This window comes from Flavobacterium sp., from assembly GCF_027483985.1.
Taxonomy (GTDB): domain Bacteria; phylum Bacteroidota; class Bacteroidia; order Flavobacteriales; family Flavobacteriaceae; genus Flavobacterium.
In genome coordinates this window covers 140852-157803 of the sequence record NZ_JAIXTJ010000020.1, presented here as the reverse complement: position 1 = coordinate 157803, position 16952 = coordinate 140852, and the positions used below count along the sequence as shown (strand labels likewise).

The 16952-nt window shown below is 33.8% G+C and carries 12 protein-coding genes and 2 tRNA genes; 6 read left to right on the top strand and 8 right to left on the bottom strand.

The window, feature by feature from the left end; genetic code table 11:
• Positions 1–57 precede the first annotated feature (57 nt).
• Positions 58–852, top strand: coding sequence for a DUF2797 domain-containing protein (locus Q0050_RS04630; protein ID WP_298392951.1), 795 nt, complete (start codon positions 58–60; stop codon positions 850–852).
• A gap of 5 nt (positions 853–857) precedes the next feature.
• Here Q0050_RS04630 and Q0050_RS04625 read toward each other — a convergent pair whose 3' ends face one another.
• The 3 genes from Q0050_RS04625 to sppA form a co-directional block, all read right to left on the bottom strand.
• Complete coding sequence (locus Q0050_RS04625; RefSeq protein ID WP_298392838.1) at positions 858–1586, bottom strand: Fic family protein; 729 nt, start codon at positions 1584–1586, stop codon at positions 858–860.
• A gap of 148 nt (positions 1587–1734) precedes the next feature.
• Positions 1735–4356 carry an AsmA-like C-terminal region-containing protein gene (locus Q0050_RS04620; protein ID WP_298392837.1) on the bottom strand — a complete coding sequence of 874 codons (2622 nt, stop codon included), beginning with the start codon at positions 4354–4356 and terminating at the stop codon, positions 1735–1737.
• Positions 4357–4569: 213 nt separating this feature from the next.
• Positions 4570–6336 carry a signal peptide peptidase SppA gene (gene sppA, locus Q0050_RS04615; protein ID WP_298392836.1) on the bottom strand — a complete coding sequence of 589 codons (1767 nt, stop codon included), beginning with the start codon at positions 6334–6336 and terminating at the stop codon, positions 4570–4572.
• 138 nt (positions 6337–6474) lie between these two features.
• On the opposite strand from sppA, the gene folK reads away from it, so the two are divergent.
• Positions 6475–7608, top strand: a complete 1134-nt coding sequence (gene folK, locus Q0050_RS04610; protein WP_298392835.1) for a 2-amino-4-hydroxy-6-hydroxymethyldihydropteridine diphosphokinase — start codon at positions 6475–6477, stop codon at positions 7606–7608.
• Here the strand turns inward: folK and Q0050_RS04605 are convergent.
• The 3 genes from Q0050_RS04605 to Q0050_RS04595 all read right to left on the bottom strand — a co-directional run bounded on the left by Q0050_RS04605 (position 7605) and on the right by Q0050_RS04595 (position 10802).
• Entirely contained in the window at positions 7605–9659 is a 2055-nt protein-coding gene (locus tag Q0050_RS04605; RefSeq protein ID WP_298392834.1) for a T9SS type B sorting domain-containing protein, read from the bottom strand. The genes folK and Q0050_RS04605 overlap by 4 nt on opposite strands.
• A gap of 4 nt (positions 9660–9663) precedes the next feature.
• Positions 9664–10197, bottom strand: coding sequence for an RNA methyltransferase (locus tag Q0050_RS04600; RefSeq protein ID WP_298392833.1), 534 nt, complete (start codon positions 10195–10197; stop codon positions 9664–9666).
• A gap of 77 nt (positions 10198–10274) precedes the next feature.
• Positions 10275–10802 carry a DUF1573 domain-containing protein gene (locus Q0050_RS04595; protein ID WP_298392832.1) on the bottom strand — a complete coding sequence of 176 codons (528 nt, stop codon included), beginning with the start codon at positions 10800–10802 and terminating at the stop codon, positions 10275–10277.
• A 154-nt stretch (positions 10803–10956) separates the two neighbouring features.
• Here Q0050_RS04595 and mutS point away from each other — a divergent pair, with 154 nt between their 5' ends.
• The 4 genes from mutS to Q0050_RS04575 all read left to right on the top strand — a co-directional run bounded on the left by mutS (position 10957) and on the right by Q0050_RS04575 (position 14326).
• Positions 10957–13593: a DNA mismatch repair protein MutS gene (gene mutS, locus Q0050_RS04590; protein WP_298392831.1), complete on the top strand. Its 2637-nt coding sequence runs from the start codon at positions 10957–10959 to the stop codon at positions 13591–13593.
• A 132-nt stretch (positions 13594–13725) separates the two neighbouring features.
• Positions 13726–13798 (top strand) — tRNA-Gly (locus tag Q0050_RS04585).
• Positions 13799–13812: 14 nt separating this feature from the next.
• Positions 13813–13898 (top strand) — tRNA-Leu (locus Q0050_RS04580).
• Positions 13899–13960: 62 nt separating this feature from the next.
• Positions 13961–14326, top strand: coding sequence for a DUF1508 domain-containing protein (locus tag Q0050_RS04575; RefSeq protein WP_298392830.1), 366 nt, complete (start codon positions 13961–13963; stop codon positions 14324–14326).
• A gap of 97 nt (positions 14327–14423) precedes the next feature.
• Here the strand turns inward: Q0050_RS04575 and Q0050_RS04570 are convergent, their stop codons facing one another.
• Together Q0050_RS04570 and Q0050_RS04565 are read right to left on the bottom strand one after the other, a co-directional pair.
• On the bottom strand, positions 14424–14645 hold the full coding sequence (locus tag Q0050_RS04570; protein WP_298392829.1) for a hypothetical protein: 222 nt from the start codon (positions 14643–14645) through the stop codon (positions 14424–14426).
• Positions 14646–14801: 156 nt separating this feature from the next.
• Entirely contained in the window at positions 14802–16949 is a 2148-nt protein-coding gene (locus Q0050_RS04565) for a S46 family peptidase (RefSeq protein WP_298392828.1), read from the bottom strand.
• Between the last annotated feature and the right edge of the window lie 3 nt (positions 16950–16952).

Sequence of the window (16952 nt, the reverse complement as noted above, 5' to 3'; positions counted from 1 at the left end):
ATTTACGCTAAAATAGTAAAATATTTAAAATCTAATATCATAAATCCAATATTTAATATGCAATACGAAGGCGTTCTCACCAAAATGCAAACCGAGTTTTCTAATCCAATTCAGTACTATTTAGTTTTTGAAAACAGTTTTCTCAATTTGAATCAGTTATTAAACAAATCGTTAGAAATTAATTTTTTGGGTTATCAATGTTTGAATTGTGGGAAAAAGAAGAAAATCTTCCGTCAAGGATTTTGTTACGATTGCTTTATGAGTAGCGCATCAGCAGGCGATTGGATTATGAAACCCGAATTATCGACAGCGCATTTAGACATTGAAGATAGAGATTTGGAATACGAAAAAAGAGTACAATTGCAACCGCATATTGTGTATTTGGCCTTATCAAGCGAAGTGAAAGTGGGTGTAACCAGAAAAACACAAGTGCCGACACGATGGATTGATCAAGGTGCAGTGCAAGCCATTCCAATTGTTGAGGTTCCAAATCGATATTTGGCAGGAATTACCGAGGTGGCTTTGAAAAATCATTTTGCCGATAAAACCAATTGGCAAAAAATGCTAAAAAATGAAGTTCCGGCTGCCGATTTAATAAAAGAACGTGCCAATTTGAAATACCTAATTCCTAAAGAAGTGCAAGAATTCTATCATCCAGAAAAAGAAGATTTGTATGATTTACATTTTCCAGTTTTAGAATATCCTAAAAAAGTAAGCAGTTTGAATTTAGATAAAGCACCAAACTTCTCAGGAAAACTCACCGGAATAAAAGGACAATATTTAATCTTCGAGGACGGAACCGTTTTTAATGTTCGAACTTTTGAAGGTTATGTGGTGAAGATTAGTTTGTAGATTTATTACTTAAATAAATCTTCATAAAAATACTTAACCCATTCTTTATAAGTATCTTGAGCCGAAAGACAAGTGTCTATTAAATATTCTTTGATAGTTTCAAATTCTCTTAAGCCACGATAATAATATTGTTTATGTTCATCATCAATTATAAAAGGAATAATGTCATTTTTTAAACATTCGCGATACATTATCAATCTACCAACTCTTCCATTGCCGTCTTGAAAAGGATGGATTTTTTCAAAATGGTAATGATAGGCAATAATATCTTCAAAAACGATTGTTTTGGAGTTGTACGTTTCATTCAGTGAAGTCATTTCTAAATCAACATTTTTAGGTGATGTTGTTTTCAAACCACCAACTTCATTAGGTAATTTTTTCCAATCACCAACGCTAAACCAATCTTTCATAGCATCGGAAGTTCCGGTTTTTAAAATTTTATGGAATTCTTTAATGATGTCGTTTGATAGCGGTTGTTCAATAGTGTCTATTAAAAAATTAAACGCAATAAAGTGATTCGATGTTTCAATAATATCGTCAACTGAAACAGCATCTTGATCTTTAAATCCAATTGTTCGTGTCTCAAAAATATATCTAGTTTGTTCTTCAGTTAACTTGCTGCCTTCAATCTTATTTGAATTATAAGCAAGATTCACTTGGGTTTTGTGATACAAACCACCTTTTCTTTTTGATTTTCTTTCTTCTTGTAAATAAAGTTTAAGACTTTGGTTCATCAGGTTTTTAGATTTATTTGAAAATCTTTTGGTGTAAAAATCAAAAGTACACAATTTTTGATAATAACTTTTCCATTAAGAAAAAAAGGAGAAATCGCATCAAATAATCTAATGCAATTTCTCCTTAGTCGAAATGACAAACCAATAATTACGGAGTTGTTGTTGGAGCTGGTTTATCTTTTTTCTTTAACCAACCGTTCAACAAATCCTTAGCTTTGGTTTTTACTTCTTGTTTCACTTCTTCTTTAGTAGCCGGAACTTTAGTTTTGGTAGTATCACCAGGTTTTTTGTTTTTATTTATCAAATTGGCTAATTCATTTTTGCCTTTTCCAATCAATTGTTCTTTTTGCTGTTTGACCAAATTGCTTGCTAATTTAGTGGTAGCAGCTTTAACATCTGTAGTGATTTTTGGTGTAGTAAACGAACCCCCAAGAATTGCATTAACAGGAATGTTTTCAACTTTAGCGGCGTTGGCAGGCGTTAATTTGGCAATCAAATTATTAATATCAGTTCCTAGATATTTGGCCGGTAAATCAAATTTTAAATTATAATTCATCTGCTGATCAAAACCGTGTGTTCCACCAACAGTTACCTTAATATCTTGGTATTTTAAATCAAAGGGTTTAATCGTAACTTTTCCGTCTTTGAAAGAAACGGCAGCTTTCAAATCATTTAAATTTAATTTTTTCAAATCGATAAAATTCAAGTTCGAATCTAAAGCATTCAAAAGAGTTGAATTTTTAGCGTTAACCGTAGTTGATAACAATTGACCCAATAAATCACCTGAAAGTGTTTTCAAATCGGGCGTCATTTCATTAGCATCTAAATTTCCGGATAATTTGATAGTTGAATTCAATTTTCCGTTAATGATTCCTGCAATTGGTGCAATTTTTTTCAACATATCTAATTGTGTGAAACTATCAGCAATATTAACTTGATTCAAACCTAAATTCATAGTGAATGTTGGAGTTTTTGATTTGGTTGAAACCATTCCGTTTACACCTATCGAACCGCCAAAAATGTTGGTTTTTACATTTTGTAAAGTTACCGCTTGGTCTTTTACAATCAGTTTTCCTGAAACATCTTTCAAGGTTAAGTTATCATACAAAACCGTATTGGCTTTTGCTGTGAGCGAACAATCCAAGAAAGCAGGAATTTTCATTGCTTCTGTTTTAGCTTTAGTTGCCGTTTTTGCAGTTGGCTCAGCAGTTGTCATAAAATCGGAAACTGCAAGTTGGTTAGAATTTAAGTTGAAGTTTCCTTGCAAATTCTGATTTCTGAAAATAAATCCGTAGAAATTTTCTAAAACTCCAGTGATATTCATATCGCTTTTTCCGGTAGTAGCTTTAAATTCTTGGAGATTAACACGACTCGGATTGAATTGCACAATCGCACTGTTGATGTTCATCGATTTGCCGTTTTCATCAACATATTTGAAGCCAGTTAAATTCAGATTTCCGGCATTATTGATGTTTTGGTACTGACTTTTTTCAACCGATGCCATATCAAATTTGGTGGTAACATCAGCCTTCAAAATTCCTGAAAGTGGTTTCTCCAATTTAATAGGATAAGCTTTTGATAAATTAGCCAAATTAATTGTTCCTTTTAATGCGGCGTCAACCAAAGCATTTGTTGCAACGTTTTTGATAGTAGCTTTCGCATTAAAAACATCTTGATCAATAGAAAAGGAGAGTTGGTCTAAATTGACATAAGTGTCATTCATTACACCAGTTTCATTGATTATTTTAGTATCGATTACAATATTTTTAACCGATTTTGGTAAATCAGGATATTGAAAAGAAGCATTGTTAGAAGCTATGGCGATATTAAATTTTGGAACGGTTGTATCAGTCAACATTCCTTTGGCAAAACCAGCAACGGTAAAATCTCCAGAAGTTTTTACATTATCCAAACTGCTCGCGTAAGCCGAAGGTATTAATCCCAAGAAGTTTTTGAACGAAGAAGTTGGGGTTTTAAAAGTCAAATCATAGTTCTGTCCGGCGTCAACCATTTGGATGAAACCATCGAATTCAAGTGGTAATTCGTTGATTTTCGCTTTATTTTCTTTGAAAGTATATTTGCTGTTTTTTAAGTCAATGCCGAGAAGAGCATCCAAAGAAACATTGATGTTGTTCATATAATTCACTTTGTCCATTGTCAACGAAACTTTGGCTGTTGTTTTGGTATCTAAATCTAAAACATCATTTGAAAAATCACCAGTTCCGGTATGATTAATGCTATCAACAACCATCGAAATTTTTGACTTCTCATCAAAATATTTGAATTTTAAGTTTTCAAAAGAGTACTCTTGAATATTTAAAGATAGCGGCTTGGATGCTCCAGCTTCTTTTTTTTCATCTTCACCTTTTAGAGCAATATCAAAATTACCTAAACCGTATTTATCAAATAGAATATTAATGAAAGCATTTTTAGAACTGAATTTCTCGATATTTATAGGTTCGTTATCTCCTTTAAACAATTCCATCACCGACATTTTTAAATCAAGTTCGCCAGCAGAAACTAGAGTGTCTCCTTCAAACGGTGCTTTGTTGATTATAGAAAGATTTTGTATAGCAATAGTAGCATTCGGAAAACTTTTAATCAAACTCAAATCAGCATCGGTAAAAGCCACTTTGGCATCGACGCTTTCATTAATAGATTTTAAAATTTTAGCTTTGATTTGGTCTTCAAATAAATACGGAATTGCAAAAGCAGAAACAACTAATAACAACACTACAATTCCAACGATTTTTAAAATTTTCTTTACCATAAGATTTAAAATTTATGCAACGATTTGTGAGCAAATATCTTGCCTTTCTCTGTGAAAGTAACAAAATTAGTGTTTTAGGATGGTTATTGTTTGTAATATTTTCACAAAATGTTTCATAATTTGCTCAATGTAGAAATCGTTTTACAAATAAAAAAATCCGTCTCATTTTAAAAAAAAAGACGGATAAAAACAACTAACGCAATCGTTTTTTGATTAATTAATTTTCAACTCATAAGCCATTCTTGCCTGAACGCCTTTTTGATTTGTCATGTGTTTTATTTGTTGAAGAACTTTATAATTTTGAGCTCCAATTTCTTCTTTTATAATGGCTTGACGCGATTGTGCAAATCCAAATTGTGCTAAAACATCTTCAAAACTTTTCTCAAATTCAGGGAAATTTTGAATTCTATATTTACTCGTTTTTCCGAGTCTTGCAGCTTCTTTTATAGCTTCATCCATTCCGCCGATCTTGTCAACCAAACCAATTTTTAGAGCATCTTGACCACTCCAAACTCTACCTTGACCGATGGCATCTACTTGTTCAAATGTCAATTTTCTTCCTGCAGAAACTCTGTTTACAAAAGTGGCGTAGATTTTTTCAACACCTTCTTGAGCAAAACCACGATAATTAGCATCTAAAGGCATAAACGGACTATATCCTGCAGCATTAGTATGGGTTTTAACTTGTTCAACATCTAGACCAATTCTATCAGCTGCAACCGTAAAGTTGGGTAAAACACCAAAAACTCCAATCGAACCAGTAATAGTATTGGCTTCTGCAAAAATCTTGTTGGCATTACAAGCAATATAATAACCGCCAGACGCAGCATAATTTCCCATAGAAACCACTACAGGTTTTACTTTTTTAGTCAATTCAATTTCTCTCCAAATCAGTTCCGATGTTAAAGCGCTTCCTCCAGGTGAATCGATTCTTAAAACTATTGATTTTACATTTTTATCAGCTCGAGCTTCTTGCAAAGAACGACGCATCGCACCTTCACCAATAAGGTTTACGTCACCTTCACCGCTACCAATTTCGCCTTGAGCATATATAATCGCAATTTTATCTTTTGCTGAATAATCTTTTGAGGTAGCAGCAACTTTTTCAGCATAATCTTCAATAGAAACACTTTCGTAATCCTCGTCAGCAGCAACTTTCAAAGCTTTTTTGATGTCGTTATGATAAACATCTTCATAGGCAATAACGTCGATTAATTTTTCAACTTTAGCCATTTGAGGTGTTCTTGCTAAAAGTCCGTCTGCAACTTGATTCAATCGTTCTACAGATACTTTTCTGCTTGTAGCAACTTCGGTTACAACAGAATTCCATACCGAAGTCAATAATTGAGTAGTTTGCTCTCTATTGGCATCGCTCATTTTATTTTCTAAAAAGGGTTCTACTGCACTTTTGTATTTTCCATGGCGAATAACTTCCATTTTAATACCCGATTTTTCCTGTAAATCTTTAAAGAACATCAACTCCGCAGACATACCTTTGAATTCTAATTCTCCAATCGGATTCATATAAATGGTATTGGCAACGGAGTTCAAGTAGTAATCTTTTTGCGAATAAACATCAGCATAGGAGTAAATAAACTTGCCCGATTTTTTAAAATCTTCTAAAGCATCGCGCAACGCTTTGGTTTGTGCCATACCTAAATTTGAAAAGTTGTTTAAAATTGAAATCCCTTTAATATCGGAATCAGTTTTGGCATAAGCAATAGCGTTAATTACGTCAAACAAACCGTTATTTTTATCTTTATCATTAAAGAAAGGCATATCGTCATAATTGGTTTTACCAGCATAATCATAATTGATTTTAGATAAATCCAATTCGATAACCGAATTGCTTTGAACAGTCACTGTTTCAGAATCTCCACTGCCAGCAATTGCGCCAATTAAGATAATTCCGAAGAAAAAAATCATACAAAAAATAAATAGTCCAACTATAGTGGCTAATACATTTCCTAAAAATCTCATACTTAAATAGTTTTTCTAATTAGTAGTTTAAAATTTTAATTTGTTACAAACCATTTGTTTAATTCTTTAAAAAATAGTTATCAACAGAAGCCACAAATATACTTCAATTCTAAAATTCTTTTAGTTATTTTGCCAAATATGAATTTACAACACCAAGTCATACTTTCTCTAGGTAGCAATCAAGGCAATCGTCTTGAAAACATTGAACTTTGCATTGAAAGTTTGCATCACGAAGTGGGTACAGTAATAAAGGTTTCATCACTATATGAATCAGATTCTTGGGGTTTTTCTAGTGATTCTTTTTATAATTGTGCGGTTTTAATTCATACTTACAAAAACCCACAAAAGCTTTTGAAAAACATTTTGAAAGTTGAAAAAAAGTTGGGTAGAGTTCGAACAGAAGCTTCCGATTATCAGCCAAGAGTTATTGATATTGATATCATTTCGTTCGATAATGAAAGTATTGCTTCAGACAATTTAATTGTACCACATAAATTGCTTCAAGACCGACTTTTTGTTCTGTTGCCTTTGAAAGAAATTGTTCCTGATTGGACACATCCGATTTCTCAAAAATCTATTTCAGATATTTTAAAAGAATGTAAGGATGAAGGTAATTGTGTAAAGATTTCAAAATTAAAAGCACCGTTGCAAAAAATCAGTTTTGACGATTTTAATTACATTGCAATTGAAGGAAATATTGGCGCCGGAAAAACAACTTTGGTTTCGAAATTGGCAGAAGATTTTAATGCTAAAACGGTTTTAGAACGATTTGCAGACAATCCTTTTTTGCCTAAATTTTATAAGGATCAAAACCGATATGCGTTTCCGCTAGAGATGTCTTTTTTAGCCGATAGATACCAACAAATAGCAGACGATTTAGCACAATTTGATTTGTTTAAAGATTTTATAATTGCCGATTATCATATTTTTAAATCGTTGATTTTTGCAAAAGTAACCTTGGCAGAAGACGAATTTCGATTATACAAAACGCTTTTTGATATTATTTACAAAGAAATGCCAAAGCCTGATTTGTATGTTTATTTATACCAAAATACCGATCGTTTATTGGCCAATATCAAGCGAAGAGGAAGAAGTTACGAACAAGAAATTCCAGCAGAATATTTAGAAAAAATAAACAATGGTTATTTAGATTATATCAAAACTCAAAAAGATTTAAACGTACTTATTATCGATGTATCTGAAAGAGATTTCGTAAAAAATCAAGAAGATTATATTTTCATTCTTGATGAAATTCAAAAGAAATTAAGTTAGCGTTTTAATGAAAAATGACCTTTTACTTCCGATGAGCTATCGTCTCTTTTAAAGGTAAACCAATAATCGTCAGACGACAAAAGTTGGTTGTTTAAAGTGCCATCCCAAGTAGTATCTACAGCATTCAATTGTTTAATTAACTTTCCGTAACGATTAAAAATCGAAACTTTCGCATTGGGATAATTCATCATACCTTTAATACTCCATACATCATTAAATCCATCTCCGTTCGGAGTAAAATAACTCGGAATAGTTAAGACTGCAAAATCTCTGAAATCATAGCCACAGTTATTTTTTCCTCTTACCACAGCAGTATAGGAACCACCTTCAGAAACAGTAAACACATTCGATGTTTGAAAACTTTCACCATCAATCGAGTATTCATAATCTCCAATGGTACTTACGATGATAGTTGCTGTTGTGCCATTGATTACAACTTCATCAATAACTGGAAGATCATTTTGAGTTATTGTAAATGTCTTTGTGCTAGAACAACCCTGTGGAGTCAAATCGGTTACCAAAACCGAATATGTTCCTGGTGCACTAATGGTAATGGTACTAGTAGTTTCAGAGGTTGACCATAAGTAAGTGACATTGTTAATGCCAGCGTTTAAGGTGAGGGTTTCGTTTTCACAAAAAGTAAGATTTTCATCAATAACTTGGGGCTTCGGATTCACTTGAACATTGATAGCAATTCTTGTAATAGATAAACAACGATTATTGTTTCCTTCTATATAGTAAGTGGTGTTTTGTGTTAACGCTGGAGTGGTAAATGATGTTCCAGTGGCTAATGGTGTCGTGCTAGTTAAACTCGAATACCAGTTTATTACTCCCGAAGTAGTGGTAGCAGTTAGTGTAGTGGGTGTGTTCTCACAAGTGGCTACCGTTGTATTGGTAGTCAATACTGGAGTGGTATTTACAAAAGCAGTTACCGCAGTTCGAATACCTGTCGTACATCCTACCGGAAAAGGATCTGCAAAAAAAGTTGTGGTAGTATTTAAAAAAGGAGTAGTAAAACTAGTTCCTGTAGCAATGGGTATTCCACCTGTAGCCGTGGTATACCAATAAATCACAGGTACATTAGCCATTGCTTCAAGTGTAACCACACCAGGATTACAAGTGTCTACAGTTGTTGATGAGGTAATACTCGGAATTGTTATTGTAGTACTTGTAGAAATTTGAATTATTGGATCACCAGGCATACCACCATATTCTACAATGTATCCTTTGGGTTGGTAATCACCGCTAGCTTCTCCAGTATTGGAAATGTCATTCCACGAACCAGGAATTCCAACGCCTGGAGCAGTGATATGAGTATAATCTTCATTACCACTACTGTTTGGTTCACCTGTATTCCAAAAAGTAAAAGCAAAAGCAGTTCCTGCTTCTGGTCCAGTCATCCAACGCCAAACACCTTCTTGTTGCTCGTCGCTTCCGCCAATCCAACCTGCTCCAGGTGATTGTTCTCCAGCGAGTTGTGCTTCATCTGCTGCAGTTATGGTGGCTAAATAACCTTGAATTCCGTAATAAAAGTTAGTAGTAGCAGCAAGTCGCGCATCAGACCAAGTAATGCCAATATTTGGTATGTATTGATAATAATGTCCGTTAGACGGTAGATAATTTGCTTGTCCAATTGAAATAGAAAAAGTTCTAACACCACTTGGATTAAAAGAGCTGTTGGAATATTCAACATCTTCAATGGCGGCCTCTAATTCGGCGTAGGTTGGTTGGCTAAATAGACCGCTCAAAGTTAATTTTCCTGTGTTACTGTCCCAACTACTAGTAATTGTAGGATGCAAACCCGTAAGCGTCAATAGATCTTCACCAGAAACATATCCGGATGAAATTTGAATATAAATAGCGGTAACACCAGGATCATCAGGATCAACAATGGTCATATTGGTGACAATTTTCATTGGTGTTCCCGGACAATATATCTGATTTCCGGTTGCCGTTAAAATAGGTGCAACATTTGACGTTTGAGCCTTAGTAAAAAGTCCAAGCAGTGAAAAAAGGAAAACAAGTATTGTAGTGGTGTTTGTGATTTTCACAATTTTATAGCGTTTTTATTTTTTGAAATAAATCCCAAATTACAATTCCAGCACTAACCGAAATGTTTAGTGAATGTTTACTTCCCAGCTGCGGAATTTCAATCACACCATCACACAGATGTATAGCTTCTTGCGATACACCAAAAACTTCATTCCCAAAAACTAAGGCATATTTTTTGTTCTTTTCGGGTTTAAAATCATCCAAAAAAACAGCGTTTTCTACCTGTTCAATCGCAAATACTTTGGTGTTTTCTTTTTTAAGGTTTTCAATTACCTCAAGAACACTTTGGTTATATTCCCAAGCTACAGTTTCTGTTGCTCCAAGTGCGGTTTTATGAATTTCTTTATTGGGTGGCGTTGCAGTGATACCACACAAATAAATCTTTTCAATCAAAAAAGCATCAGAAGTTCTAAAAACAGAACCTATATTATGTAAACTTCTAATGTCGTCTAAAATGATGATGATGGGAGTTTTGGTAGCTTGTTTAAAATCATCTACTGATTTTCTGTCCAACTCACTGTTTTCAAGTTTACGCATTATTCTTTTTTTACAAAGATATTCAAAAAAAAAAGCTCCCGAATTTACGGAAGCTCTTTTTTTGTATAGAAAAAATATTAACTTTTAGTTTCTACCACTGGAGTTGCAGGAGCATCCGGAAGAACATTACCTTTAATAGTAATAATTTTAGTTGATTTTCCTGTTGGAACTGGAGCGCCACCAGTTGTAGAAGGTGTAGTCATTGGAGTTACATTTGGTCCAACGGCATTAGAAGTTACGGTTACTGTTTTAGTAAACGGACCAACTCTGTCTGTAGCATATTTTACACCAATTACACCTTTTTCTCCTGGTTGAATAGGTTTCTCAGGTTTTGAAGGAACAGTACAACCACAAGAACCTTGGGTGTTTTCAATGATTAATGGCTTGTTACCATTGTTAGTGAAAACAAATTCTCTTTGTCCATCGGCATTATGAGGAATGTTACCATAATCGATAGTTTCGGTTTCAAAAACCATTCCAGCACCATCTACTTTTTGTGAATCCACTTTGGCAGCTACTGCTTTTTTTGCTTTAGACTTAGTTTGAGCGCTTACAGTTGTTAAACTGAAAACAGCTACTGCGGCTACTAGTAATATTTTTTTCATTTTTTTTGTAATTAATAATTTAACAAGACAAATTTATATAAAAAATTGTTCTTCAATCACAATGAAGTTCAAATTTTTATTAAATGAAATGTTAATGGTGAATTTTAATATTAAATAATTAAATTCGTAAGCTAAAATTTTAAACAATTATCCCTTGTCAGCTAAAGATAAAAGCCCGAAAGAAACCCCATTAATGAAGCAGTACAACGAAATCAAAAGGAAGTATCCTGATGCTTGTTTGTTGTTTAGAGTTGGTGATTTTTATGAAACTTTCGGTGAAGATGCTGTTAGAGCTTCTAAAATTCTGGGCATCACACTTACAAAACGTGGCGCAGGATCAGATACCGAAACGGCTTTGGCAGGATTTCCGCATCATTCGATTAATACCTATTTACCAAAATTAGTTAAAGCTGGTCTTCGTGTAGCAATTTGTGATCAACTGGAAGATCCAAAAATGACCAAAACTATTGTTAAACGCGGTGTTACAGAGTTAGTAACTCCAGGTGTGTCAATGAATGATGAGGTTTTGCAATCAAAGTCGAATAACTTTTTAGCCTCCATTTATTTTGGAAAGAAACAATTAGGAGTTGCGTTTCTAGATGTTTCAACGGGCGAATTTCTTACTTCACAAGGCAATGAAGAATACATCGATAAATTGCTTCAAAATTTTAGTCCAAGCGAAATTTTAATTCAAAAAAGCAACAAAAATCAATTCAAAAACAGCTTTGGTGAAGATTTTAACACGTTTTACCTAGAGGATTGGGTTTACAAGGAAGATTATGCTTTTGAAATTCTTACCAACCACTTTCAAACCAATTCGCTAAAAGGATATGGAATAGAAGAATTACAAGATGGAATAATAGCATCAGGTGCCATTTTATATTACTTATCTGAAACACAGCACAACAGAGTGCAACACATTACCAATATCCAAAGAATTGCTGAAGATGCTTATGTTTGGATGGATAGATTTACAATACGAAACTTAGAGCTTTATCACAGTTACAATCCCAATGCGGTTACACTTTTAGATGTAATCGATAAAACGCTTTCGCCTATGGGTGGAAGATTATTAAAACGATGGTTAGCATTACCGTTAAAAGAGGTTAACAAGATAAAAAGCCGCCACGAAGTGGTTACTTATTTAAAAGAGAATCAAGAAATTCTTCAAAAAATTCAATACCAAATAAAGCAAATTTCCGATTTAGAACGTTTGATTTCTAAAATTGCAACAGGAAAGGTGTCACCAAGGGAAGTAATTTATTTGAAAGAATCATTAGATGCCATAATTCCGATAAAAAAACTAGCTTTAGAAAGCAAACAAGAAGCGGTTAGGGTTATAGGCGATAGTTTGCACGCTTGCGATTTACTTAGAGAAAAAATAGCTACAACATTAAATCAAGAAGCACCAGTTTCAATTTCTAAAGGAAATGCTATCGCAGTGGGTGTGCACGCTGAATTAGATGAATTAAGAAACATAGCTTTTTCAGGTAAAGAATTTTTAGAAGGAATCGAAAAACGAGAATCAGAAGCTACCGGTATTTCTTCGCTCAAAATAGCTTTCAATAATGTTTTCGGATATTATATTGAGGTTAGAAATACACACAAAGATAAAGTTCCAACAGAATGGATTAGAAAACAAACGCTTGTTAATGCAGAACGATATATTACTGAGGAGCTTAAAGAATATGAAACTAAAATTCTTGGAGCTGAAGATAAAATACATCAAATAGAAGGGCAATTGTTCGAACAATTAATCAATTGGATTGCTACTTACATTAAACCGGTGCAGCTTAATGCTAACTTAATAGCACAGCTGGATTGTTTGACTTCCTTTACGCAGTTAGCCATAGAAAATAATTATGTTTGTCCGATTATAGATGATACGTTTGAGTTAGAAATAACCAATGGTCGTCATCCAGTTATTGAAAAGCAACTTCCAGTTGGCGTTCCTTATATTGCTAATGATGTGTACTTAGATAGAGAACAACAACAACTAATAATGATAACGGGTCCAAACATGTCGGGTAAATCGGCTATTTTGCGTCAAACGGCTTTAATTGTACTACTAGCACAAATGGGTTGTTTTGTTCCAGCAGAGTCGGTTAGAATGGGAGTTGTGGATAAAATATTTACTAGAGTTGGAGCAAGCGATAATATCTCAATGGGCGAATCTACTTTTATGGTCGAAATGAATGAAACGGCATCCATCTTAAATAATATTTCTGACAGAAGTTTAGTATTGCTAGACGAAATCGGACGTGGAACAAGTACTTATGACGGAATCTCGATTGCTTGGGCTATCGCGGAGTTCTTGCACGAGAATCCAGCACGCCCAAAAACACTTTTTGCTACCCATTATCACGAATTAAATGAAATGAGTGAAATGTTGCCAAGAATTCAAAATTTTAATGTTGCAGTAAAAGAATTAAAAGATAACGTACTTTTTATTAGAAAATTAGTAAAAGGAGGTAGCGCACATAGTTTTGGAATTCACGTGGCGAAAATGGCTGGAATGCCGCAAACAGTGATTCAAAAAGCACAAAAATTACTAAAGAAATTAGAAAAAGACCATTCGGGTGATGCTTTAAACGGAATCAAATCAGCAAAAGATGACTCGAGCCATAAAGGCGAACTGGCGAAGCAAATGCAATTAAGCATTTTCAATATGGACGACCCATTGTTGGAAGAAATAAAAGAAGAAATTTTAGGTTTAGACATCAATACACTTACTCCAGTAGAAGCATTAATGAAATTAAATGAAATAAAACGAATGTTGCTTAAAAACTAATCTTTAGGTTATCAGCAGGTTATGTTTTTGTTGCAATTTTTTTCAAAAAAACGTTTGTATAATTCAATTTAAGTGTTACATTTGCAACCGCAATACGGAACAAGTATTGCTGCTCTAACAAAATTTGATAATGCGAAAATAGCTCAGTTGGTAGAGCGCGACCTTGCCAAGGTCGAGGTCGCGGGTTCGAGCCCCGTTTTTCGCTCTACCACCTATAATGCTCGGATGGTGAAATTGGTAGACACGCTGGACTTAAAATCCAGTGAACAGCAATGTTCGTGCGGGTTCAAGTCCCGCTCTGAGTACAAAAGCTTCAAACTAATGTTTGGAGCTTTTTTTGTTTTAATTAGATTCCGCTAGAAGTGATATGGGTACCTTTGTTATTACCAAAAGAGTTAACGGTTATTATAAATATGAATTTACCTCAAGAAAAGGTAAGACGATTTTAGTAAGTAATGATTTTGAATTGCGTTTTGAATGTGAAGATGCAATTGAAGCGCTAAAAAAATCAGTCGAAAGCTTGTTCTTCATGAAGTTCAAATCAAAAAATGGCAAGCTTTATTTTAAGCTAATTCTAGAAGAAAAAGAAATTGCAGTTAGTAGAAGGTATACAACTCAATTATTAATGGAGAAAGGAATCGCCGAAATTCAAAGATCGCTCCATAAATCTGAAATATTAGATTTTTCCAATCAAGATGATATATTTCCTCCTGCAGAAGAGGTGTTTGGGTAATAAAAGTAACACCACCAAAAATTGATTGTAAATAAAGGCATAAAAAAAAGCTCTGCAATGCAGAGCTTATTTTTTAAAATTAGAATTTAAATTCTAATTATTTTTTAGCTGGAGCTTCAGTAGCTGGAGCAGCAGCCTCAGCTGGAGCAGCAGTTGTATCAGCTGGAGCAGCAGTTGTATCAGCTGGAGCAGCAGTTGTATCAGCAGGAGCTTCAACAGCAGTTGTATCAGCAGCAGGAGCTTCAGCGTTTTCTGATTGTTTACAAGATACTACAGTTAATGCAGCGATTACAGCTAAACTTAAAAATACTTTTTTCATCTTAATTTAATATAAAAGGTTAATTATTAATTCGGAGCAAAGATATAAATTTTTTTAATCGAAAAAACTTTTATTTAACTTTTTTTAAAAATTCTCACTTTGAAATCCGATTTATTACTTTACAAATTTCGTGCCAAAGTCAAATAAATATAAAAATTATTTTTTCTTCGCTGGTTGTATGATTTTCAACTCATTAATGATGTTTTTTGCACCAGCAAATTTATCTATGATAAATAATAGATATCTTGCATCAACCATTATGTTTCTACAAATGTCTGGTGAATAATAAACATCACTCATAGTTCCTTCCCAAACTCTATCAAAATTCAAGCCAATTAAATTACCATTTTTATCTAAGGCCGGACTTCCAGAATTTCCTCCAGTAGTGTGATTAGTAGCAATAAAACATACAGGCATTTTGCCATTTTCGCCATAAATACCGTAATCTTTAGTGTTGTACAAATCAATTAACTTTTGAGGTACATCAAATTCATAATCGCCTGGAACATATTTTTCCATAACTCCATCAAGTGTTGTAAATGGCTCGTAATATACTGCATCATTCGGTTTGTATCCTTTTATTTTTCCATAAGTTACACGTAGCGTACTGTTAGCATCAGGAAAAATGCGAGCCGATTTCGGACTCAACTCTAAAATGGCTTTCATATAAGTTCGTTGCAAAGCAATGTTTTTCAAATTTAACTCGTCATATTTTGGTGCAACATTTTTAGAGTAAGCCTCTGACATTGATTTTATTAGTTGGTAACCTTTATCTGCATTTAGCTTTTCTATAACGGTTTTAGAATCACCTTCTAATAAGGATCTAAATTTTTCAAGTGAGGTTAGATTTGAAGAAGTAAACACATCATTTGTTAGTTGCGCTGCATTGATGTTATTCAAACTTTCAGGTAAAAATTGTTTTGGTGATTTGGTTGCATACAAATAGATTAGCTGCTCAAATACATTTTTATCAACTTCGGCATTGTAATCTTTGTAGAAATCACTAATTCCGGTTGCAAGAGTGTTTTTTCTATCGGTAAAAGATTGCTCGCCTTTGGTGGCTAAAATCTGTTCTAATTGGTATAATTTATAGCCGACAGATAATAGTTCGGTGTTTCTCAAAGCAACTTCTGTGAAATAATCACGTGCTAAAGCATAATCTTTAATTTCTATATAATTTTTTTCAAAATCGGCAAGTAAATTTCCGTATTCAGCTTGTTTTCCTGCCTTTACAACTTTTTGCTGAAAGTCTTTCTCAAATTTTTGTTTGGCAGCAACCGCATTGGCTTTTTTCAGACCTTTGGTTTCGCCCATCCATTTTTTCCAATAGTTCGCAACTGATGCATATTTAGCAGCATATTGAATTTTGATGGCTTGATCTTTTCTCATAAAACGATCTTGCACTTTTAAAGCCGCATCACGAACTTCAACTTTTGCCGGATTTAAAGTTTCAACAATTTGATTAACGGCTACCGATGGTAAATATTCAGTAGTTCTTCCAGGATAACCCATAACCATTGTAAAATCGTTTTCTTTTAAACCTGTGATAGATATTGGAAAGAAATGTTTTGGTTTGTAAGGAACATTGTCTTTCGAATAAGCTGCCGGACGATTGTTTTTATCAGCATAAATTCTGAATAGAGAAAAATCTCCGGTGTGTCTTGGCCAAACCCAATTGTCTGTATCTGAACCAAATTTTCCAATCGAACTCGGTGGCGCACCAACCAATCGCACATCTTTATAGCTTTCTACTACAAATAATAGGTATTGATTTCCGTCGTAAAATGTTTTTACGCGATTTTCTTGCCATGCTTCTTTCGGAGCGTTTTTAACTAATTCCGAAATGTTTTGTTGAATTTTCTTCTGTTTCTCAGCTTCCGAAGTTAAACTAGCCGTACCTTCGACTATTTTAGAAGTTACATCTTCAATTTTAACTACAAAAGTTACTTCCAAATCTTTGTTTGGTAATTCTTCGTCCATTTTGTAAGCCCAAAAACCATTGGTTAAATAGTCGTGCTCGACTGTAGAATGACTTTGAATATTATCAAAACCGCAATGGTGATTAGTCAAAATCAATCCTTTGTCTGAAATGACTTCAGCAGTACAACCGCCATCAAAATGAGGAACGGCATCTTTCAAACTCGATTGGTTAATAGAGTAAATTTGTTCCGCAGAAATTTTCATTCCCAAGGTTTTCATTTCGCCTTCGTTCATTCCTTTTAGCATCGATGGAATCCACATTCCGCCTTGTTGCGCTTGCGTTTGAAGGACAAATAATAAGAGTAATAGTTTAAAATATTTCATATG